At 65.5% G+C, this 21,453-nt stretch carries 20 protein-coding genes; 12 read left to right on the top strand and 8 right to left on the bottom strand.

Translation table 11 applies throughout. From position 1 onward, the window contains the following. Positions 1-135: 135 nt before the first annotated feature. From ACEWPM_RS17710 to ACEWPM_RS17655, 12 genes are all read left to right on the top strand, one after another. Positions 136-1,131: an NAD(P)H-quinone oxidoreductase gene (locus tag ACEWPM_RS17710; protein WP_420768060.1), complete on the top strand. Its 996-nt coding sequence runs from the start codon at positions 136-138 to the stop codon at positions 1,129-1,131. A gap of 72 nt (positions 1,132-1,203) precedes the next feature. Further along, complete coding sequence (locus ACEWPM_RS17705) at positions 1,204-2,409, top strand: ABC transporter substrate-binding protein (protein WP_420768059.1); 1,206 nt, start codon at positions 1,204-1,206, stop codon at positions 2,407-2,409. Positions 2,410-2,495: 86 nt separating this feature from the next. Then, positions 2,496-3,380 (top strand): branched-chain amino acid ABC transporter permease, encoded by an 885-nt coding sequence (locus ACEWPM_RS17700; protein WP_420768058.1) that lies wholly within the window; start codon positions 2,496-2,498, stop codon positions 3,378-3,380. After that, on the top strand, positions 3,377-5,182 hold the full coding sequence (locus ACEWPM_RS17695) for a branched-chain amino acid ABC transporter ATP-binding protein/permease (RefSeq protein WP_420768057.1): 1,806 nt from the start codon (positions 3,377-3,379) through the stop codon (positions 5,180-5,182). Before ACEWPM_RS17700 ends, ACEWPM_RS17695 begins: the two co-directional genes overlap by 4 nt. Further along, positions 5,175-5,879, top strand: a complete 705-nt coding sequence (locus ACEWPM_RS17690; RefSeq protein WP_420768056.1) for an ABC transporter ATP-binding protein — start codon at positions 5,175-5,177, stop codon at positions 5,877-5,879. The genes ACEWPM_RS17695 and ACEWPM_RS17690 overlap by 8 nt, the downstream gene beginning before the upstream one ends. A gap of 1 nt (position 5,880) precedes the next feature. Then, the gene (gene fabG / locus ACEWPM_RS17685; protein WP_420768055.1) at positions 5,881-6,687 is read left to right on the top strand and encodes a 3-oxoacyl-ACP reductase FabG; all 807 of its coding nucleotides are present in this window, start codon (positions 5,881-5,883) and stop codon (positions 6,685-6,687) included. Between the two features lie 30 nt (positions 6,688-6,717). Further along, positions 6,718-7,512 (top strand): shikimate dehydrogenase family protein, encoded by a 795-nt coding sequence (locus tag ACEWPM_RS17680; RefSeq protein ID WP_420768054.1) that lies wholly within the window; start codon positions 6,718-6,720, stop codon positions 7,510-7,512. Further along, complete coding sequence (locus ACEWPM_RS17675; protein ID WP_420768053.1) at positions 7,512-8,912, top strand: FAD-binding oxidoreductase; 1,401 nt, start codon at positions 7,512-7,514, stop codon at positions 8,910-8,912. Before ACEWPM_RS17680 ends, ACEWPM_RS17675 begins: the two co-directional genes overlap by 1 nt. Beyond that, entirely contained in the window at positions 8,905-10,503 is a 1,599-nt protein-coding gene (locus ACEWPM_RS17670; protein ID WP_420768052.1) for a GMC family oxidoreductase, read from the top strand. Before ACEWPM_RS17675 ends, ACEWPM_RS17670 begins: the two co-directional genes overlap by 8 nt. Before the next feature lie 9 nt (positions 10,504-10,512). Then, on the top strand, positions 10,513-11,304 hold the full coding sequence (locus ACEWPM_RS17665; RefSeq protein WP_420768051.1) for an SDR family NAD(P)-dependent oxidoreductase: 792 nt from the start codon (positions 10,513-10,515) through the stop codon (positions 11,302-11,304). A 17-nt stretch (positions 11,305-11,321) separates the two neighbouring features. Continuing rightward, a complete protein-coding gene (locus ACEWPM_RS17660; protein WP_420768050.1) occupies positions 11,322-12,065 on the top strand; it encodes an SDR family NAD(P)-dependent oxidoreductase in 744 nt (247 codons plus the stop codon). A gap of 12 nt (positions 12,066-12,077) precedes the next feature. Beyond that, the gene (locus ACEWPM_RS17655) at positions 12,078-14,255 is read left to right on the top strand and encodes an alpha-ketoacid dehydrogenase subunit alpha/beta (RefSeq protein WP_420768049.1); all 2,178 of its coding nucleotides are present in this window, start codon (positions 12,078-12,080) and stop codon (positions 14,253-14,255) included. Here the strand turns inward: ACEWPM_RS17655 and phoB are convergent, their stop codons facing one another. The 8 genes from phoB to ACEWPM_RS17615 form a co-directional block, all read right to left on the bottom strand. After that, a complete protein-coding gene (gene phoB, locus ACEWPM_RS17650; RefSeq protein ID WP_420768048.1) occupies positions 14,256-14,960 on the bottom strand; it encodes a phosphate regulon transcriptional regulator PhoB in 705 nt (234 codons plus the stop codon). Continuing rightward, the gene (gene phoU, locus ACEWPM_RS17645; protein ID WP_420768107.1) at positions 14,957-15,676 is read right to left on the bottom strand and encodes a phosphate signaling complex protein PhoU; all 720 of its coding nucleotides are present in this window, start codon (positions 15,674-15,676) and stop codon (positions 14,957-14,959) included. Before phoU ends, phoB begins: the two co-directional genes overlap by 4 nt. A gap of 89 nt (positions 15,677-15,765) precedes the next feature. Then, positions 15,766-16,797, bottom strand: coding sequence for a sensor histidine kinase (locus tag ACEWPM_RS17640; protein ID WP_420768106.1), 1,032 nt, complete (start codon positions 16,795-16,797; stop codon positions 15,766-15,768). 70 nt (positions 16,798-16,867) lie between these two features. Continuing rightward, entirely contained in the window at positions 16,868-17,227 is a 360-nt protein-coding gene (locus ACEWPM_RS17635; protein ID WP_420768047.1) for a cupin domain-containing protein, read from the bottom strand. 24 nt (positions 17,228-17,251) lie between these two features. Continuing rightward, complete coding sequence (locus tag ACEWPM_RS17630; RefSeq protein ID WP_420768046.1) at positions 17,252-18,355, bottom strand: mandelate racemase/muconate lactonizing enzyme family protein; 1,104 nt, start codon at positions 18,353-18,355, stop codon at positions 17,252-17,254. Beyond that, positions 18,352-19,962 carry a GMC family oxidoreductase gene (locus ACEWPM_RS17625; protein WP_420768045.1) on the bottom strand — a complete coding sequence of 537 codons (1,611 nt, stop codon included), beginning with the start codon at positions 19,960-19,962 and terminating at the stop codon, positions 18,352-18,354. Before ACEWPM_RS17625 ends, ACEWPM_RS17630 begins: the two co-directional genes overlap by 4 nt. 5 nt (positions 19,963-19,967) lie before the next feature. Further along, positions 19,968-20,786, bottom strand: a complete 819-nt coding sequence (locus ACEWPM_RS17620; protein WP_420768044.1) for an ABC transporter permease — start codon at positions 20,784-20,786, stop codon at positions 19,968-19,970. Then, positions 20,786-21,453: ABC transporter permease (locus tag ACEWPM_RS17615; protein WP_420768043.1), on the bottom strand; the 668-nt coding region annotated here is incomplete at its 5' end. The genes ACEWPM_RS17620 and ACEWPM_RS17615, both read right to left, overlap by 1 nt.

Raw genomic sequence — 21,453 nt, 5'->3', positions numbered from 1 at the left:
TCTTACGCACAGACTTCTTTCAAAGCGAGGTCCAAGCACAAGCCAAGGCAAAGGGTTCGCGGGGTGTCTGCCGTTCCGGGGAGGGAGCGGGCAGGTGCGTGACCCCGCCGCGATGCCACATGGGAGGAGACAACGATGAGCGAGACCATGAAGGCCGTGACGGCCAGCGGTGCAGGCGGCCCCGAGGTTCTGGACGTGGTGGATCTGCCGCGCCCCACGCCCGGCCCCGGCCAGGTTCTGGTGCGGGTCCATGCCGCGGGCATCAACCGCCCCGACGTTATGCAGCGCGAGGGCAATTACCCCCCGCCTCCCGGCGCCTCGGACATCCTCGGGCTTGAGATGGCCGGTGTCGTCGAGGAATTGGGGGCCGGCGCCAGCCGGTTCGCCGTGGGCGACCGCGTGATGGCGCTGGTGCCCAGCGGCGGCTATGGCGAGTGGTGTGCCGTGCACGAGACGAACGCCCTGCCGGTGCCGGATAGCCTCAGCATGATCGAGGCAGGCGGCATCCCCGAGACCTATTTCACCGTCTGGTCCAACGTCTTTCAGCGCGCGGGCCTGAAAAAGGGCGAAACGATCCTCATTCATGGCGGCACGTCGGGCATCGGCACGACGACGATCCTTCTGGCCAAGGCGCTGGGGTGCCGGGTGATCGTCACCTGCGGCAGCGATGAGAAATGCGAGGCCGCCAAGGGTAACGGCGCGGATGTCGCGATCAATTACAAGACGTCCGATTTCGTCGAGGAGGCGAAGAAGGCCACGGATGGCAAGGGGCCGGAGGTTATCCTCGACATGGTCGGCGGCGATTACATGCAGCGCAATCTTGATGCGGTGGCCATCGACGGGCGCATCGCGCAGATCGCCTTTCAAAAGCCGCCCAAGGCCGAGATGAACATGCTGCAACTGCTGACCAAGCGGCTGACCTGGACCGGCTCGACGCTGCGCGCCCGCCCGGTCGAGATGAAGGCCGAACTGGCCGCCGCATTGGAGGAACATGTGCTGCCCCTGCTGGCCAAGGGCATCGCCAAGCCGGTGATCGACAGCACCTATCCGCTGAGCGATGTGCGCGGCGCCCATGCCAAGATGGACAGCGGCGGACATGTCGGCAAGATCGTGTTGACCATGACGGATTGACCCAACGGCCGGTCGGCGCGGAGGAGCGCGCCGCAGGGCCAGACGAAAACCACCAATGGGGAGGAGAACCCAATGAAACTGAGCAATATTCTGAAGACCACCGTTGCCGCGGGCGCCATTCTGGGCGCGCAGGCAGCCTCTGCCGAGGTCACGTTCGGCGCGCTTTACCCGTTCAGCGGGCAGCTGGCCCTTCTGGGCGAGGAATCCGCGCGCGGTCTGGAACTGGCCGTGGACGAGATGAACGCCGCGGGCGGCGTGCAGGGCGAGCAGGTCGTGCTGGAGCGCGGCGATGCCGTCGACAACAACCAGGCCATCGGTGAGGCCCGCCGCCTGATTTCGCGCGAAGGCGTCAAGGCGATCTTCGGCACCTATTCCTCCAGCCGCTCGATCGCCGCCAGCCAGGTGGCCGAGCTGTCGGGCATCCCTTATTTCGAGCTGGGCGCCGTCGCCGATGAGGTCACTGGGCGCGGCCTGAAATATCTCTTCCGCGTCAACCCGACCGCCGAGGACATGGCGGCGACCATTACCGACATGATCGTCGACAAGGTGGCACCGGCCGCCGGCAAGGAGCCCGGCGATCTCAAGATCGGCATTATTCACGAAGACAGCAGCTATGGCACCTCCGTCGCAGCGCACCAGGAGGCTTTCTCGGAGGAAAAGGGTCTGAACATCGTGACCACACAGGCCTATCCGGCCTCGACGGTCGACATGTCGTCCATCGTGCTGGACCTGAAACAGCGGGGGATCGACGTGGTGCTGCAGACCTCCTACCAGAATGACTCGGTCCTCTTCCTTCAGCAGGCGAACGAGGCCGATTTCAAGCCTCTGGCGATCATCGGCGGCGGCGGCGGCTATTCGATGCAGCCGACGGCCGAAGCGGTCGGCGAGGATGTGATCGACGGTGTGCTCAACACCGACTTCACGCAATATATCGTCAACAAGGAGTTCACCCCCGGCATTGACGATTTCCTGTCGGCCTACCAAGAGAAATACGGCTCCGAGCCGCGTTCTGGCCACTCGCTGACCAACTATGTCGGCGCGATGGCGGTGCTGCAGGCGCTGAACGAGGCCGACGGGTTCGACGCCGACACGATCATCGAAACGGTCTCGGCCATCGACATCCCAGAGGGCACCACGGCAGCAGGCTATGGCGTCAAGTTCGGCGAGAATAACCAGAACGAGCGCGCCCGCATGATGGGCCTGCAATGGCAGGACGGCAAGCTGGTGACGGTCTATCCCGACGATGCCGCCGCCGCCGAGCTGCGCACCAAGAACTGATCTTGGCACTCTGATCCCTCTCATGGGATCGACCGGGGCGGGCCACATCAGGCCCGCCCCCTTTCCGGACAAGGTGGGATCGGTCGATGGACGTTTTTCTTCAAGTCGTGGTGAACGGGCTGCTTCTGGGCGGTCTCTTTGCCATCACCAGCGTCGGCCTGACGCTTATCTTCGGTATCGTGAAGGTGGTGAATTTCGCCCATGGCGAATTCCTCATGATCGGCATGTATGCGACCTTCCTGGTCAGCACGCAGCTGGGCCTGCATCCCTATGCCGCCGTTGCCGCCATCGTGCCGCTGCTTTTCGTATTGGGGATGCTGACGCAAAAGCTGCTGATCGAGCCGCTGATGTCGGCACGCAATCACGACATCCAGATCTTCGCCACGGTCGGCCTCTCGACCGCGCTGATCAACCTCGCGCTGCTTATCTTCGGCGCCGATATCTACACCACGCCCAGCTACGGCCTGCGCACCGCGATCGAGATCGGGCCCATCCGCCTGCTGACCGGGCAGGTCATCATGTTCGCCGTCGCCACCTTGCTGGTGATCGGCCTGCACCTTTTCCTGCAGCGCACGCAGGCGGGCCGGGGCATCCGGGCCGTCGCTCAAAACCGCGCCGCCGCGCAGCTGATGGGGATCAATGTCAGCCGCGTCTACATGATCACCTTCGGCCTCGGCGCCGCCTGCGTCGGCATTGCGGCCTGCCTTGTGGCTCCGCTCTATCCGACCTCGCCGGGGATCGGGACGTATTTCGTGCTGACCGCCTTCGTGGTCGTGGTCCTCGGCGGCCTCGGCTCGATCGGGGGCGCGTTCGTCGGCGCGATGATCATCGGCCTGATCGACAGCCTCGCGGGCTTCTACATCGGCTCTGACATGCGCGAAGTCGCGGTGTTCAGTGTCTTTCTTCTCATCCTGATCCTGCGCCCGCAGGGCCTGTTCGGAGGGCGGCAGACCTTGTCGCACGTATCATGACGGACCAGACCAGCACCCAATCCGACACGATCAGCCCGACGGCCAAGCGCAGCACCGGCGCCGCCATCGCGCTGGCCGTCCTTCTGGCCGCGATCTTCATCACCCCGGTCGCGGTGGACGATCAGTTCGTCTATCATATCTTCATCACGATCTGCATCTTCGCGGGCCTCTCGACCGCGTGGAACATCGTCGGCGGCTTTGCCGGTCAGTTGTCGCTGGGCCATGCGATCTTCTACGGGATCGGCGCCTATGCGGGCATCATGCTGACCAATATGGGCATCTCGCCCTGGTTTGGCATGTTTGTGGGCGCGGGCATCGCCGCCGTGGTCGCGGTCATCATCAGCTATCCCTGCTTTCGCCTGCACGGGCCGTTCTTCGCCCTTGCCACCATCGCCTTTCTCGAAGTGTTCCACCAGCTCGCCCTGCATTTCCGCGACTTCACCGGCGGCGCGACGGGCATGATGATCCCGCTCAATATCGGTTGGGAATGGATGGTCTTCCGCGAGCGTCTGCCGGCCCTGATCATCGCGTTTGGCATGATGTGCTTCATCCTCGCCGTTGCGTGGTGGATCCGCTCGCATCGCCTTGGCTTTCAACTGGTCGCCACGCGCGAACGGGAATCCGCAGCGCGCGCGGCAGGTGTCGGCACGGTCAAGGTGCGTCTGGTCGCGGTTGCCATTTCCGCCGGACTTACCGCGATGATGGGCACGTTCCACGGCATGTACCTGACCTTCATCGAGCCTGAATCGGCCTTCTCGCTCGCCTTCTCGATCCAGATCGCGATGTTCGCGCTGATCGGCGGGCTGGGCAGCGTGTTCGGTCCGCTTCTCGGCGCGGTCCTCTTGGTGCCGATCACCGAATTCGCGCGCGGCGCGCTGGGGGCCGAGGCGGTGGGCCTGCATGGCTTCGTCTATGGCGCGGTTCTGGTGCTGGTCGTGATCTTCATCCCGAACGGCCTCATGGGTGTCGTGGGGCGCTGGTTCAAACCAAAGGGGGGCAGCGGCAAGCAAGCCGCCGCCGTCGCCGCTCCCGATGAGGTGCGCGCCTCCACACCGCCCGAGCCGGGCGAGGAAGTTGTGCGCGTGCGGAACCTCAACAAGCATTTCGGCGGTCTGCATGTGACCAATGACGTGTCCTTCACCCTGCGCGAGGGCGAGATCCTGGGCCTGATCGGCCCCAACGGGGCGGGCAAGACGACGCTCTTCAACATGATCTCGGGCTTTCTGGATGCCGATAGCGGCACGGTCGAGATCAAGGGGCCGGACGGCAAATGGCACAAGCCCAAATCCCCTGCCGATTTCGCGACGCTGGGCGTCGGGCGCACCTTCCAGATCGTCCAGCCCTTCGCGGCCATGACGGTCGAGGAAAACATCATGGTCGGCGCCTTCCACCGCTATCCGCATGTGGAGGATGCCCGCGCCGCGGCCCGCAGGACAGCGGAGAAAATGGGCCTCGCGCCATTTCTTCAGGCCGAGGCGTCGTCGCTCACCATCGGCGGGCTGAAACGGCTGGAGGTCGCCCGCGTCATGGCGATGGAGCCGCGCGTCCTGCTGCTGGACGAGGTGATGGCCGGCATCAACCAGGCCGATGTGCGCCGCGCGATCGACCTGATGCTATCCATCCGCGACGAGGGCGTGTCGATCATCGCGATCGAGCATGTGATGCAGGCCGTCATGTCCCTGTCGGATCATGTCATCGTGCTGAGTTCCGGCGAGGTCATCGCCGAGGGCAAGCCGAAGGCCGTGGTCGAGGATCCCCAAGTGATCGAGGCCTATCTTGGCAAGGAGTTCACCCATGCTTGAGCTAAAGGGCATCCATTCGGGATATGACAGCACCACGATCCTGCACGACGTGTCCCTCACCGTGAACGAGGGCGAGGTTGTCACCATCGTCGGCGCCAATGGCGCGGGCAAGACGACGACCTTGCGCACCGTCTCGGGCCTCATCAAGCCGTCGCAGGGCAGCATCCATTTCGACGGCCAGGACATCACGCGCCTCAGCTCGCATGAGGTGGTCGAGCTGGGCATCACGCTCATTCCCGAGGGGAGACAGCTTTTCCCGGACATGACGGTGCGCGAAAACCTGCAGATGGGCGCTTACCGCAAGGGCGCGCGGGCCAGCCAGTCGCAACTGATGGACGAGGTGCTGGACCTCTTCCCGCGCGTCAAGGAGCGGCTGGAGCAGAAGGCCAACTCGCTCTCGGGGGGCGAGCAGCAGATGGTCGCCATCGCGCGCGGTCTCATGGCCAAGCCGCGGCTGCTGATGTTCGATGAGCCGTCGCTGGGCCTTGCCCCGATCATCGTAAGCCAGGTTTTCGGGGTGATCGACAGCATCGTGAAGACCGGCGCGACGGTGCTGATCGTCGAGCAGAACGTCTTTCACACGCTGAAGGCCGCCGACCGGGGTTATGTTCTGGAGAATGGCGAGATTGTTCTCAGCGACGACGCCGACGCGCTGCTGGAAAACCCGCATGTGCGCAAAGCCTATCTGGGGATCTGAGATGGAGCGCACCGAAATCACCCCCGAAGAGATCGACACCCGCCCCAGCCACGCGGGCCGGCATGTTCTGGTCACCGGCGCCGGCAACGGGATCGGGCGCGCGATCGCGCTCGGGTTTGCCCGGCGCGGCGCGACCGTGGGCGTCGCGGACATGAACGAGGACGCGATTGCCGAGACAGCGGCGCTGATCGGTGAGCGCGGCCTTGGCGCTGCCGTGCCGCTCGCGCTCGACGTGGCCGATTGGGACGCGGTGAGCGGCACCTGCGCCCGCTTTGCCAGCGACCATGCGCCCTTCGATACGGTCATCAACAATGCCGGCATCTCGCCCAAGCATGACGGCAAACCGCACGGCGTCTGGCAGATGGACCCCGCCGAATGGCGCCGGGTCGTCGATGTGAATCTCACCGGCAGCTTCAACACGATCCGCGCGCTGACGCCTGCCATGCGCGAGGCCGGGCGCGGCTGGATCGTCAACATGTCCTCGGTTGCGGGCAAGACCCACTCGCCCATCGTGGCCAGCCATTATGCCGCGACGAAATCCGCCATCGTCGGTTTCACCATCCACCTCGCCGCCGAGCTTGGCCCCTTCGGCATCCGCGTCAACGCGCTGGCCCCCGGCCGGATCGAGACGCCGATGGTCGCGGGCGCGGGCAAGGCGGCCAATGACGCGCAGATCGCGCTGACCCCGATGGCGCGCCTCGGCCAGCCCGCCGAGGTGGCAGATACTGCGCTGTGGCTGACGTCCAGCGAGGCCAGCTTTGTCACCGGCCAGACGATCGACGTCGCCGGCGGGCTTTATATGACGTGAGCCACGCGGCTCGAACCTGAAGGCAGATACATGACCCAGATCACCGGCAATACGAAGCTCTACGGCATCCTCGCCGACCCTATCCATCACGTCAAAACCCCGCAGGTGATGAACCCGCTCTTTGCCGAGCTGGGCCATGACGGCGTGCTGGTCCCGCTGCATGTCGCCGCCGAGGGGCTGGAGGATGCGGTGCGCGGGCTGCGCCGGATTCAGTCCCTGAACGGCTTCATCGTGACCGTTCCGCACAAGACGGTGATCCCCGATCTTTGCGACGATCTGACGGATCAGGCCCGCATGGTGGGAGCGGTCAACTGTATCCGCCGAGACGCGGATGGCCGTATGACCGGCGCGATCCTCGATGGCGTCGGCTTTGTCGAAGGGTTGCGCGCTGCGGGCTACGATCCGAAGGGGCTGCGCGCAATCCTCGCCGGTGCGGGCGGCGCGGCCAGCGCCATCGCCTTTGCCCTCGCCGAGGCTGGAATCACCGAGCTGACCATCGCCAACCGCACCGAGGCGCGCGCGCAGGATCTGGCGGACCGCGTGGCCAAAGCCTATCCGAATGTCACGCTCTCGACTGACGCCAGCGCCGTCATGGGCGCAGATCTGGTGGTCAACGCTACGTCGCTCGGCATGCGCGAGGGCGACGCCCTGCCGCTCGACACGTCTCAACTTCACGATGGCCAGATCGTCGCCGAAGCGATCATGGATCCCGCCGTCACCCCCCTTCTGGCCGCCGCCGAAAAGGCAGGCGCGCGCACCCATCCGGGCCTGCCCATGCTGCAAAGCCAAGCACGCCTCATGGCCGAGTTCATGGGCGCGATCTGATGAGCGTCCCCGCGTCCCTGCTAGACTCGCTGCGCAGCATTTGCGGCAACGCCGCCGTGCTGACCGGCAGTGACATGGACGCTTATGCCACCGACTGGCGGGGCATGTTCCACGGCAAACCGCTCTGCGTGGTGCGGCCTGCCAGCACCGACGAGGTCGCGAAATGCGTGCGCGCCTGCGCCGAGGCGGAGACCGCCATCGTCCCGCAAGGCGGCAATACCGGCCTCGCGGGCGGCGCTACCCCCGACGATAGCGGCACGCAGGTCATCCTCTCGCTCGACCGTATGACGGCTATTCGTCAGATAGACCCTGTCGGTATGTCTGTCGAAGTCGAGGCGGGCGCGATCCTGAAAAACGTCAAGGACGCTGCTCAGGACGAGAACCGCCTGCTGCCCATCAGCCTCGCCGCCGAAGGTTCGGCCCGGATCGGGGGGCTGATCGCCACCAACGCGGGCGGTGTCGACGTGCTGCGCTACGGCATGACGCGCGCGCTGGTGCTGGGCCTTGAGGTGGTGCTGCCCGATGGGCAGATCCTCAGCCGCCTGCGCCATCTGCGCAAGGACAATGCGGGCTATGATCTGAAACAGCTTTTCATCGGGACGGAAGGCACGCTCGGCATCGTCACCGCCGCCGTTCTGCGCCTTGTCCCCCTGCCCCGCCACCGCGCCACCGCGCTGATCGCGGTGCCGGATATCACCAGCGCCATCCGCCTCTACGCCCGTGCGCAGGCCGAGATCGGCGAAGCGCTCTCGGCCTTCGAGCTGATATCGGGAGACGGCCTGAAACTGGTCGCCGAGCATATGGGGCAGGACGCGCCGGTCAGCGCAGACTGGGTGCTGCTGATCGAGGCCGGCTCCTCCCTGCCCGGCCTGCGCGAGGCGGCGGAAACCCTGCTGGAAACCGCCTTCGAGGAAGGCTGGGCGACCGATGGCGTTCTGGCGGAATCCGAAGCGCAATCGGGTGCGCTCTGGCAGCTCCGCGAGAGCCTGACCGAAGCCGAGGGCAAAGCCGGCGGCGCAATCAAGCATGACATTTCGGTCCCGATCACGGGCATCGATGCCTTCCTGCAGGAGGTCGGCGAGAGGCTGCGCAGCATGGCGCCCGAGGCGCGGCTCAACGTTTTCGGTCATCTGGGCGACGGGAACCTGCATTACAACGTGATGAACGTGGCCAAGGATAACGCGGCCCGCGTCAATGCCGCCCTGCATGACATGGTCGCCGCGCATCACGGCTCGATCTCGGCCGAGCATGGGCTGGGGCAATACCGCACCCTGGAATGGGCGCGGCTGGCCAGCGCCACCGAACATGACCTGACCCATCGGATCAAACATGCGCTCGACCCCGGCGGCCTGATGAACCCCGGCAAGGTGGTGCCACCGCAAGAGAGCGACCATGACTGACAGTTTCGACTATATCATCGTCGGCGGCGGCAACGCGGGCTGCGTTCTGGCAAACCGGCTGACCGCGAGCGGCAAGCACACTGCCTTGCTGATCGAGGCCGGGGAGGAGGGGCAGAGCCCTTGGGTTGATATCCCCGCCGGTTTCTCGAAACTCCTGACCAATCCGCGCCACAACTGGCGCCTGACCAGCGAGCCGGAAGAAGCGACGATGAACCGCGTCATCTCGATCCCCAAGGGCAAGGGGCTGGGCGGCTCGACCCTGATCAACGGCATGATCTATGTGCGCGGCCAGCCGCAGGATTTCGACGGCTGGGCGCAGCGCGGCTGCACCGGCTGGGGCTTTGACGATGTCCTGCCCTATTTCAAAAAGATCGAGGATTGGGACGAGACCGAGGGCGCGTTGCGCGCGCGCGGCGGCCCCCTGCCCCTGACCACGGTCAAGGAGCGCCCCGAGATCGGCCGCGCCTTCATCCGCGCGGCCAAGGCGGCGGGGCATCCCGAGAATGACGACTATAACGGCGCGTCGCAGGACGGCTTCGGCTATTATCAGGTGAACCAGAAGGACGGCCGCCGCGTGTCAGCCGCCGCCGCCTATCTGGACCCGATCCGCAATCGCCAGAACCTGACCATCTGGACCGGCGCGCAGGCGCGGCGCGTCCTTTTGAACGGCCGCCGCGCCACCGGCGTCGAGGTGGTGCAAAAGGGCCAGACACGGCAGGCCCAGGCCCGCGGCGAAGTAATTCTGGCCGCAGGCGCCTTTCACACGCCGCAACTCCTGGAACTGTCGGGCATCGGCGATCCGGAGGTGCTGAGCGCAGCGGGCATCGACGTGGCGCACGCCGCGCCCGGCGTGGGCGCGAATTACATCGATCATTATTGCACGCGCATGAACTGGCGTGTCACGCAGCCGGTGACGCTGAACGAGATGACGCGCGGCCTCAGCCTCGTGAAATCGGTCCTGCAATACGCGCTGACGCGCAAGGGTATCCTGACCTACGGCACCGGCCTCGTGCATGGCTTCATGCGCACGCGGCCCGATATGATCGGCCCGGATGTGCAGCTGTTCTTCCTGCACGCCAGCTACGCCAACGCCGCCGAGCGCAAGCTGGACAAGATGCCCGGCATGACAATCGGCGTGACGCAACTGCGCCCCGAGTCGCGCGGGACCGTGCATATCGGCAGCGCTGATCCGGCGCAGCCCCCCGTGATCCGTCCGAATTTCCTCGCCACGCCCGAGGATTGCCGCGCCATGGTGGACGGGATGAAGATGACGCGGGACATCGTGGCCCAATCCCCGATGGACGCCTTTCGCGGCCCCGAAATCAGCCCCGGAGAGGCCTGCCAGAGCGATGGCGACTGGCTGCAATTCGCCCGCGACAACGGGCAAACGATCTACCACGCCAGCGGCACCTGCCGGATGGGTGCGGATGACGCCTCGGTCGTCGATCCGGCGCTGCGGATGCGCGGAATCGACGGGCTGCGCGTCGTCGATGCATCGATCATGCCAACGATCGTTTCGGGCAACACGCAGGCCGCCGTGTTCATGATCGCGGAAAAGGGCGCGGACCTGATCCTGCAGGACGCTTGCTAGGAGGACATGATGAGAGAGTTCGCCCCCGCCACCTATCCCGGCCTTGCAGGCCGCGCCGTGCTGAATACCGGCGGCGCGCGCGGCATCGGCTATGCCATGGCCGAGGCTTTTGCCCGCCACGGCGCATATCTGATGTTATTCGATCTGGATGGCGATGCGTTGAGCGAGGCCGCCAAGACGCTGCGCGCCGCGTTCCCCGACGCGCGCATCGAGACGCATCAAGGCTCGGTCACCGAGGAGGCCGACGTTGCCGCCGCCAGCGCCGCCTGCAAGGACGCCTTCGGCAGTCTCGATATCCTGTTGACCAATGCGGGTATCTCCATGAACCGGCCCAGCATCGAATTGACGCTTGCCGACTGGCGCCGTGCCATCGACATCAACCTCACCGGCACGTTCCTATCCTGTCAGGCCGCCGCGCATCACATGATCGCTCAAGGCGGCGGTGTGATCCTGAACACGGCCTCGATGTGGGGCCTCAGCGCTTCGGCCAACCGCGCCGCCTATTGCGCGTCCAAGGCCGGGGTGATCTCGCTGACCGAAGTGCTGGCGGACGAGTGGGCGCAGCACGGCATCCGCGTCAACGCGATCTGCCCGGGATATATCCGCACCGCCCTGACGGACGAGTTGATCGCGCAAGGCAAGCTGGACCTTGCCAGGATAGAGGCCCGCACACCGCAGGGCCGCATGGGCACGCCCGAGGAAGTGGCCGAGATGGCCGTCTACCTTGCCTCGGACGCGGCGGTTTTCATCAACGGGCACGCGCATCTGTCAGATGGCGGCTTTCGCGCCCGAGGATTCTGAAAGTGGGGTTCTGAGCCATGAACGCGAGCTTTGATTTCAGCGGGCGCACGCTGCTTCTGACCGGCGCGGCAGGCGGCATCGGGCGCTGCATCGCCGAGCTGTTCCATCGCTCGGGCGCAAATCTGGTGCTGGGCGACCGGGACGAGGCGGCACTCACTGAACTGGCCCAAAAGCTGGGCGGCGCGCGCATCGCCGCGCTGGCCGGAGACGCCGCCGATCCCGGCGATGCCCAAAAGCTGACCGATCTGGCCGTCGCCACCTTCGGCGGCATCGACACCCTGATCCCCGGCGCGGGCATTTACCCCGCGCAGCCCTTCGCGCAGATGTCGGACGAGGACTGGCGCCGCCTCATGGCGATCAATCTCGACGGTGTGTTCTACATCTGCCGCCGCGCGCAGCCGCATTTGAAACCGGGCGGGGCGATTGTCTTCCTGACCTCCCTCGCGCCCCATCGCGGCGCACAGACCAACGCGCATTACGCCGCAGCCAAGGGCGCGGTCGGCGCGCTGATGCGCTCGCTCACCCGCGAGCTGGCGCCGGATATCCGCTGCAACGCCATCGCGCCCGGCATCATCGACACCGCCATGATCGGCGATTTCAAGAAAACCCGCAGCGAAGAGACGCTGAAACTCACCCCCCTCGCCCGGCTTGGCCTGCCCGAGGAGGTGGCGAGTGTCGCCGCTTTCCTCGCCAGCGACGCCGCCAGCTTCGTCACCGGCGAGACGATACAGGTCAATGGCGGCCTCTACATGGTCGCTTGAGAGGAACCCAGAATGCCCGATTTCACCGACCTCAGCCCCCTCGCCCCATGGCGCGAGATCACCGTCACCGACGAGGATCGGGGTGCCATCGACGCTCAGACCGGCTGCACCATCCTCGCGCAGTTGCACCTCATCCGCGCCTTCGAGGAAAAGGTGCTGGACCTTGCCGGTCGGCTGCTGGTCCATGGCCCCGCGCATTCCGCCATCGGGCAGGAGGGCGGCGCGGTGGGGTCCGCCATGACGCTGGGGGACGGCGATCAGGTCAACGGCTCGCACCGGGCGCATCACCAGTTCCTGGCGAAATCGCTGCGCCACGTCGCCGCCAGCATTTCCGCGACGGAGGCTTTCCCCACGGATATCCGCGACCTGTCGAAACGCACCATGGCCGAGATCATGGGCCTTGCCCAAGGCTTCTGCCGGGGGCGCGGCGGCTCGATGCATCTGCGCTGGGAAGAGGCCGGGAACCTTGGCACAAACGCCATCGTCGGCGGCGGTGTGCCCATGGCGGCTGGGGCGGCCTGGGCGCATCGGAACGCCGGGACGGACCGCGTCGTCTATAGCTATTTCGGCGATGGCGCGACGAATATCGGCTCGGTGCTGGAGACGATGAACATCGCCGCAGCGTGGAAACTGCCCATCTGCTTCTTCATCGAGAACAACCGCTACGCAGTCTCGACGACGGTCGAGGAATCGACAGCCGAGCCGCGCCTGTCGTCGCGCGGCCTCGCCTTCGGCATCCCCGCCTTCAAGGTCGACGGGATGGACCCGGTGGCCGTCTATCATGCGTCACTGGCTGCGAACGAGATCATGCGCGGCGGAGGTGGCCCCACCGTGATCGAGGCCGATCTCTACCGCTATTTCCACCAGAACGGCCCCCTGCCCGGAAGCGCCTTCGGCTATCGCGACAAGGAGGAGGAGGCCGAGTGGCGTTCGCGCGATCCGCTGGACGCGATGGCGCGGAACCTGATGGAGCGGCAAGTGCTGGGCGAGGATGATATCGCCAGCTTGCGTGACCGATCCGTGGCATTGATGGAGGATGTCGCGGGCGAGCTGACGGAGATGCACGAGGGCCGCCCCCGCATCATCCCCTCGCTCTGGCCCGAGGAGGATTTCCGCGATGCCGGTCTGCGCGGTGATCTGTCTGAGTTCAAAGGTCAGCGCACTGCCGAAGAAGCCAGTTTCGACGGCACGCTTCAAGAGACGAAATTCGTCGACACCGTCGCCGACGTGATGCATCGCCGGATGGATCAGGACGAACGCATCGTCGTGCTGGGCGAGGATGTTCACCGCCTCAAGGGCGGCACCAACGGCGCGACGCGCGGGCTGGCCGATGCCTTCCCGAACCGCATCCTTGGCACGCCGATCAGCGAAAATGCCTTTACCGGCATCGCGGCGGGCATGGCCGCGGATGGGCGCGTGCGGCCCGTCATCGAGTTCATGTATCCCGATTTCATGTGGGTCGCCGCCGATCAGGTCTTCAACCAGATCGGCAAGTTCCGCCACATGTTCGGCGGCGATGCGGATATGCCGCTGGTGCTGCGGACCAAAGTGGCAATCGGCACCGGCTACGGCTCGCAGCATTCGATGGACCCGGCGGGCATCTTCGCCACCGCCCCCGGCTGGCGCATCGTCGCGCCCTCGACGCCCTTCGACTATGTGGGGCTGATGAACGCCGCCCTCCTTTGCCGCGATCCGGTGCTGGTGCTGGAGCATGTGGAGCTTTACGGCTCGAAAGGCACCGCGCCGGTCGATGATCTTGACTACATCATCCCGCTGGGCAAGGCGAAGGTCTTGCGCCCCGGATCCAAGCTGACCGTGCTGACCTACCTCGCCATGGTCGAAAAGACGCGCCAAGTGGTCGAAGAGCTCGGCATCGATGCCGAGATCATCGACCTGCGCAGCCTCGACCGCGCGTCGCTCGATTGGGAAACGATTGAGACGTCGATCCGCAAGACGAACAACGTGCTCATCGTCGAGCAGGGGGCGCAAGGCACCTCTTACGGCGGATGGCTGGCCGACGCATTGCAGCGCCGCGTGTTCGACTGGCTGGACCAGCCGATCCAACGTGTCACCGGGGCCGAGGCGTCGCCGAGTATTTCCAAAGTGCTGGAATCCGCCGCCAGCGCGGGCAAGCGCGAGATCGAGGCAGGTCTGCGCCAGATGATGGCCGATATGGGCGCGCCGCTGTAGTTATCCCAGCGCGTAGCCCACGCCGCGCACGGTGCGGATCACGTCAGGCACCAGCGCGCCGCCCTCTCCGCTTGGCCCCAGCGCCTTGCGGAGCCTGCCCACATGCACGTCCACCGTGCGGCTGTCGACATGGATGTCGCGGCCCCAGACCCGGTCGAGAAGCTGCTCGCGGCTGAGCACGCGGCCCGGCTTTTCCATGAAGGTGGCCAACAGGCGAAACTCGGTCGGGCCCAGCTTGACCTCGTTGCCCGCGCGGGTGACGCGGTGCGTCTCTCCGTCCAACACGATATCGGAAAACTCCAGCCGCGCGCCCGCAGCGGCGGGGCGCGAGCGGCGCAGCTGCGCCTGCACGCGGGCCATCAGCTCGGCAACAGAATAGGGCTTGGTCATGTAGTCGTCGGCGCCCGTGTCGAGGCCACGCAGCATGTCCACCTCTTCGCTGCGCGCCGAGAGCATGATGATCGGTACCGCCCGCGTTTCGCCGCGCGCCTTGATCTGGCGGCAGACCTCGATCCCCGAGACATGCGGCAGCATCCAGTCCAGCAGGATCAGGTCCGGCGCGGCCTCGGCCACGAGCAGCAGCGCCTCCTCCCCATCCGAGGCGCGCACGACCTCCAGACCGGCGGCCTCGAGGTTATAGGCCAGAACCTCGCGCTGCGCCGCCTCGTCCTCGACGACAAGGACGGTGGGACGCGCCGCGCTCATGCCGGGGCCACGCGACTATCGACCGAGGTTCTGTCGCCCTTCGGGCGGTCCTCGTCGGGATGGGCGCCGGTGACGATGTAGATCACCTGCTCGGCGATGGCGGTGGCATGGTCGCCCATCCGCTCGGTATTCTTGGCGATGAAATGCAGATGCATGCAGGGCGTGATGTTGCGCGGATCCTCCAGCATGAAGGTCAGGAACTCGCGGAAGATGGCATTATACATCTGGTCGATCTCCTGATCGCGCCGCAGCACCTCGCGCGCCAGGTCCACGTCGCGGCGCACATAGGCGTCCAGCGCGTCCTTCAAGAGAAGCCCCACCTCCCGCGCCATGCGGCGCAGCGCCGATGTGCCGCCCTCGACCTGCGGCAACCCGGCCAGAACGGTGGTCCGCTTGGCCATGTTCTTGGCATAGTCACCGATCCGTTCGAGATTTCCGGAAATCCTGATCACCGACAGGACACTGCGCAGATCGCGCGCGGTGGGCGCCCGCAGGGCGATGATGCGCGCCGCCTCGTCGTTCAACTGATCTTCCAGCGCGTCGATGGCGCGGTCGGCGCGGCGCACCTCTTTGGCGGCTTCCTCATCCTGCGCCTCAAGGGCCGAGGCAGCCTTGAGGATCGCCTCCTCGACCAGCCCGCCCATCCGGGTGATCAGCACCTCGATCGAGTCCAGCTCGTGGTCATAGGCGGATGAGATGTGCTCGCTCACGTCGATCCCCGGCTTGAGAGTGCTGATGTCGCAGCTATCCTAGCAGACGCACCGCATGGGGCAACGCGCAATTCTGCAGCGCGGCATAGGGCGGCCTATTCGGGCGCGGCCAGCGGCAGGGCCACCTGGAACGTGCAGCCCTCGCCCGGCTGGCTGTCGATGCTGAGGCGGCCGCGATGGCGCTGCGCCACGTGCTTGACGATGGCAAGGCCCAGCCCCGTGCCCCCCTTCTGGCGCGAGCGGTGGCCGTCGATGCGATAGAACCGCTCGGTCAGACGCGGGATATGCACCGGATCAATTCCCGGCCCGTAGTCGCGCACCGACAGGATGGCGGCGGGTCCGCGCAGCGCGCCGTGCTGCGTCTCGACGCTGAGCGAAATGTCCACCCGGGCCCCCTGCCCGCCATATTTGAGCGCGTTCTCGATCAGGTTGATGCAGACTTGGCGCAACTGGTCGGCGTCGCCCGGCACGATCACCGGCGCGTCGGGCAGGGCCGCATTCAGCGTGATCCCCGATTTTTCGGCCACACCGCGCAGCCCCTCCAGCGCGGCCAGAACCACGGCGCACAGATCGACCCGCGCGGTCGGACGCTGGCGCTGCTGCGCTTCGACCCGGCTCAGCGACAGCAAATCCTGCACCAGACGCTCCATCCGGCGCGCCTCGTCCTGCATGATGCCAAGGAAGCGATCGGTCGCCGCCACATCGCCCTTGGCCGGGCCGCGCAGCGTCTCGATAAAGCCTGACAGGGCGGTGAGCGGCGTGCGAAGCTCGTGACTGACATTGGCGACGAAATCGCTGCGCATCCGGTCGGCCTGCATCGCGCGGCTGACATCCGACAGGCACAGCAGAACCGCCCCGTCGACCGGCGCGCAACTGACATCGTAAAGCGCATCTTGCCCCGCATCATCGGCCAGGAACTGCGCCTCGGTGCGGGTATCGGTGTTGCGGCATTCCTCGATCGCGTTCAGCACGGCGGGATAGCGCAGCACCCGCGCCACATGCCCGCCCACGCCGGAGCTGCCCAGAACCTGAACCGCACCCGCATTGGCCGCGCGCACCCGCATGTCGCGCGCGATCAGCAGCGCCGGCAAGGGGATGGCGGCCACCAGCGCCTCGTTTGAAATCATCCTCACGGCCCTTCCCGAATCGCCTCGTCACCGCATTAACACGGCAACGCGTCCGCTTTGTGAAGGCCGCCTAGCTGGACGGGCTGATGATGTAGAGCTTGCGCATATGCTCGTGGATCTCCCACTCGCCCTTCCAGCCCTGCGGCAGGACCAGCAGATCACCGGGGCCGATGTCACGCGGGTCCGAGCCGTCCTCGTTGCGCACCGTCGCGCGACCCTTGATGATATGGCAATACTCGCCCGCCGATGTACGGTCGGCGGTAAAGCGGCCCTCGGTGCATTCCCAGACACCGATATTGGTCATCCCGTCGGGCGAGGACCAAAGGTTCTGCGCCGATTCCTCCTGCCCCTCGGTCAGGGTGGTCGGCTTGGGCTTGAACGCGCCCAGTTCGATATTCGCGAGGTCCTTGAAACTCTCCAGGTTGATCATTCTCGTCTCTCCCTAAATACGTCTCTATCCGGCGGTCGAGACACTGTAATGCGCGCGAGCCAGCCAATCAGGGCTGACCTCGATGCCCCAGCCGGGGGCGTCCGTGACCGTGGCATGGCCATCCTCGATGCGGTAAGGGTTCGTAGTGAATAGCCCCTCCTGCCACGGGTAATAATCGGCACCCTCGATGCTGAACTCCAGGTATTTCCCGGCATTCGGAATGGCGCGCAACAGATGCATGGTGAAGAGCGTGACCAGCGACAGGTTGGCGCAATGCGGCGTGACCGGAAGGCCCGCCTGCCTGGCCATGTTCACCACGCGCAAGGTGCGCGCAATGCCGCCCAGGTAGAGGATGTCAGGCTGCACGATATCGACCGCGCGCATGTCGATCATCCGCTTCCATGTCGGCAGATCGCAATCCTGCTCGCCCCCCGTGACGGCGATGTCGAGCGCCTCGGTGACTTGCCTCGTCTGCTCCAGCTCCCAATAGGGGCACGGCTCCTCGAAATGCTCATAGCCGTGATCCTCCAGCATCCGGCCCACTTCGATGGCCTGCTTCGGCGCGTAGCAGCTATTGGCGTCGATCAGCAGCGCGGCCTCATCGCCCAGCTCGCGGCGCATGGTGGGGATGATCTCCTCGGTCCTGCCCGGCCACTCATCCCGGCCCCGGCCCACCTCGGCGCCGGCGCGCACCTTGAAGGCGTCAAACCCATGGACATCCCGCAGCCGTTTCATCCGCGCGGCCTCGCCTTCGGGCGTGATGTCGCGCTTCATCGAGCTGGCATAGGCGCGGATGCGGCCCGGCGTGCCGCCCAAAAGCTCGGCCACGGATTTGCCCTCGCGGCGGCCCCGCAGATCCCAGATCGCGGTATCGACCCCCGCCATGGCCCGGCGCAGGTAGGAGCCGGGGAATTTATGCTCGCGCTCGACCACGAGATCCATCAGGTCGTCCAGATCCGCGATATCGCGGCCTATCACATGCGGCGCAACCTGCCGGTGCAGCACCTTGCAGGTGATGTCAGAATGATAGGTGGAAACCTGCCCCCAGCCGGTGCTGCCATCCTCCACCGTAAGGCGCACGAAACCGACGAATTCGGTGGTGAACGTCTCGATCCGGGTGATCTTCATGTGTCTCTATCCGATGTAATAAGGTCGAAGGCCCGCTCGCCCACCATCACGGCGGGGGCGTTGGTGTTGCCCGTGGGGATGGTGGGAAAGATCGATGCATCTGCGACGCGCAGCCCGTCGATCCCGTGCACGCGCAGCTTGGGATCCACGACCGACTGCGCCGGATCCTGCCCCATCCGGCAGGTGCCGCATTGATGGAACACGGTCCAGGAATCTCGCCGCGCGAAATCGAGGATCTCGTCATCGCTCTGGCAGTCCGGGCCGGGGTCAAGCTCGGCCTCGATCACGCGGGCCAGCGACGGCATCGACGCGATGCGCCGCACCTCGCGCGTGCCGCGGACCATCAGATCGCGGTCATGCTGCGTGGCAAGGTATCCGCCCCGCATCACCGGCGCCGCCATCGGATCGGCAGAGCGCAGCGTGATGCTGCCCGTGCTGGTCGGCTTGGCCGGGTTGAAGCCGATGCGCACCGCCGGGAAGCTGTCGGGACTCATCAGCGGGCGCTTGCCCGTCGGCGCGCTGGAATAGCTGAGCGGCGAGAAATAAAGCTGTGTGTCGGGCGGCCCGTTGCCCTCGGCCAGCCGGATGAAACCGCCACCCTGATTGAGGCTCATCGCCAGCGGGCCGGATTGGCGCAGCACGTATTCCATCCCCGCCAGCGCCTTGCCCCACCACGGCCGCAGCACCTGGTTGAGACTTTCGCTATTCGTGCGGAAGAGGTGATCGCTGCCCAGATGATCCATCAGGTTCTGGCCGACATGGGGGCTGTCCTGCACCACCTCGATACCATGTTCTTTCAGATGCACGGCGGGGCCGATCCCCGACAGCATCATCAGCTGGGGCGTGTTGATCGCGCCGCCGCTGAGGATCACCTCAGCGCCATGGGCGGTCCGCGTCTTGCCGCGCTGCACATATTCAACGCCGGTCGCGCGCTTGCCTTCCATCAGCAGGCGCGTTGCCATCGCGCCCGTCTCGATCCGGAGGTTCTTCAGCTTGCGCGCCGCCAAGAGATAGGCCTGCGCGGTCGAGGCGCGGCGGCCCCCGGCGGTGGAAATCTGGTAGAAACACGCGCCCTCAAGGGCCGCGCCGTTGTAATCGGTATTGGTCGGAATCCCGGCCTCTTCCGCCGCCTTCACATAGGCGCGGGTCAGCGGGTGCATCCAGCCGTCCATATCGGTCACGCTCAGTGGGCCGAGACCGCCGCGATGCTCGCTCTCGCCATGGGTCCATTTTTCGAGCCTGCGAAAGACGGGCGCGACATCCTCCCAGCCCCAGCCGGGCGCGGCGGCGCCCCACTCGGCATAGTCATTGGGATGGCCGCGTACCCAGACCATCGCGTTGATCGCCGAGGACCCGCCCAGCACCTTGCCACGCGGCCAGTAGATGCCGCGCCCGTTCAGCTCGGGCTCGGGCTCGGTCGTGTATTTCCAGTTGAAGCGGGCATCATAGAACACCTTGCCATAGCCCAGCGGGATATTGACCCAAGGATGCCGCCCCGTGCCGCCCGCCTCCAGAAGCAGCACCGACTTGCCAGCCCCGGCCAGCCTGGCCGCCAGCGCCGCACCGGCCGAACCTGCGCCGACCACGATATATTCACAGCGTTCCATAGAGGTCAGGACTTATCACGCCCGAATAGCGCCGCAAGCACCATCATCAAAGTTGTGACCAGGATCATGATCGTCGAGATCGCGGCAATCGTCGGGTCGATCTGGTCGCGCAGCGCATTGAACATGTTGCGCGTCAGCGTCGGGTTATCCCCGCCCGAAATGAACATGGCGATCACCACCTCGTCAAAGGAGGCAAGGAAGGAGAGCAGCATCGAGGTGACGACCGCGAACCGGATCTGCGGCAGGGTTATGGTCAGGAACGCCTTCCACCGCGGCGCGCCCAGGGCCCGCGCGGCATTCTCGAGGTTCATGTCAAACCCCTTGAGCGCCGATCCGGTCACGATCACAACCAGCGGGATCGCCAAGAGGCTGTGCGCCAGAACGAGGCCGGTGATCGTGTAGAGGATCTGCAGCTTTACATAGGCATAAAACGCGCCCACCGCGATCAGCACCACAGGCACCATCATCGGCGTGATCAAAAGGACAAAGGCCGCGCGGATATAGGGCAGTTTCGACGCGTGCAGCGCATAGGCCGCCAGCACCCCGATAGGCGTCGCCACCAGCATCGTCAGCACCGCCGTCTTGAACGAGGTGCGCGTCGCGAGCATCCATTCCTCGGATCCGAAATAGTGCCGATACCAGCGCAGCGACCATGTCTCGGGCGGGAATTCCAGGTATTGCGAATCCGAGAAGGACATCGGGATCACGATCAGCGTCGGCAGCACCAGCAGGGTCATCGCAATCCCCGCAAAGACATAGAGCCAGAGGCGCTGGCCATGGGTCACTTGCGTCTCTGATGCAGGGGATTTGAGCCATGTCAGCATCAGTGACCCCCTCCCGCCATCTGCTCGAGCCTGAGAAACCGTGACGCGATCCAGAGGATGATCGCGGTCATTACCAGAAGAACCACGCCCAAGGCGCTGGCGGCGCCCCAGTTCACGAAAAGCTCGATGTTGGACACGATCTTCATCGACACCATGATGACGCGCCCGCCGCCCAGCACGGCGGGCGTGACAAAAAACCCGAGGCAAAGCACGAAGACCATGAGCGAGCCGGCAAAAAGACCCGGTGTCGAGAGCGGGAAAAACACGGTCCAGAAGGCGCGCTTGGGACTGGCGCCAAGGTTGGAGGCGGCCTTGAGATAGTCCGCATCAATCGCCCGCATCGCGCCATAGACCGGCAGGATCAGGAAGGGCAGCATGATATGTACCATCCCGATCAGCGTGCCGGTCATGTTATGCACGAATTTCAGCGGCTCGTCCCAGAGGCCCAGACTGATCGCCCATTGGTTCACCAGACCCTGTTTCTGCAACAGCACCAGCCACGCATAGGTCCGCACCAGGAGCGAGGTCCAGAACGGCAAAAGCACGGTGACAAGGCACAGGCCCGCCCATTTTGCCGGCAGCTGCGACATGAAATAGGCCAGCGGATAGCCGATCAGGATGCAAAGACCGGTGGTCAGCACACTGACCTGAAAGGTGGTGATGAAAA

It is taken from the genome of Roseovarius maritimus, from assembly GCF_043355895.2.
Lineage (GTDB): Bacteria > Pseudomonadota > Alphaproteobacteria > Rhodobacterales > Rhodobacteraceae > Roseovarius > Roseovarius maritimus.
This window is presented reverse-complemented; position numbering and strand designations above follow the sequence as displayed.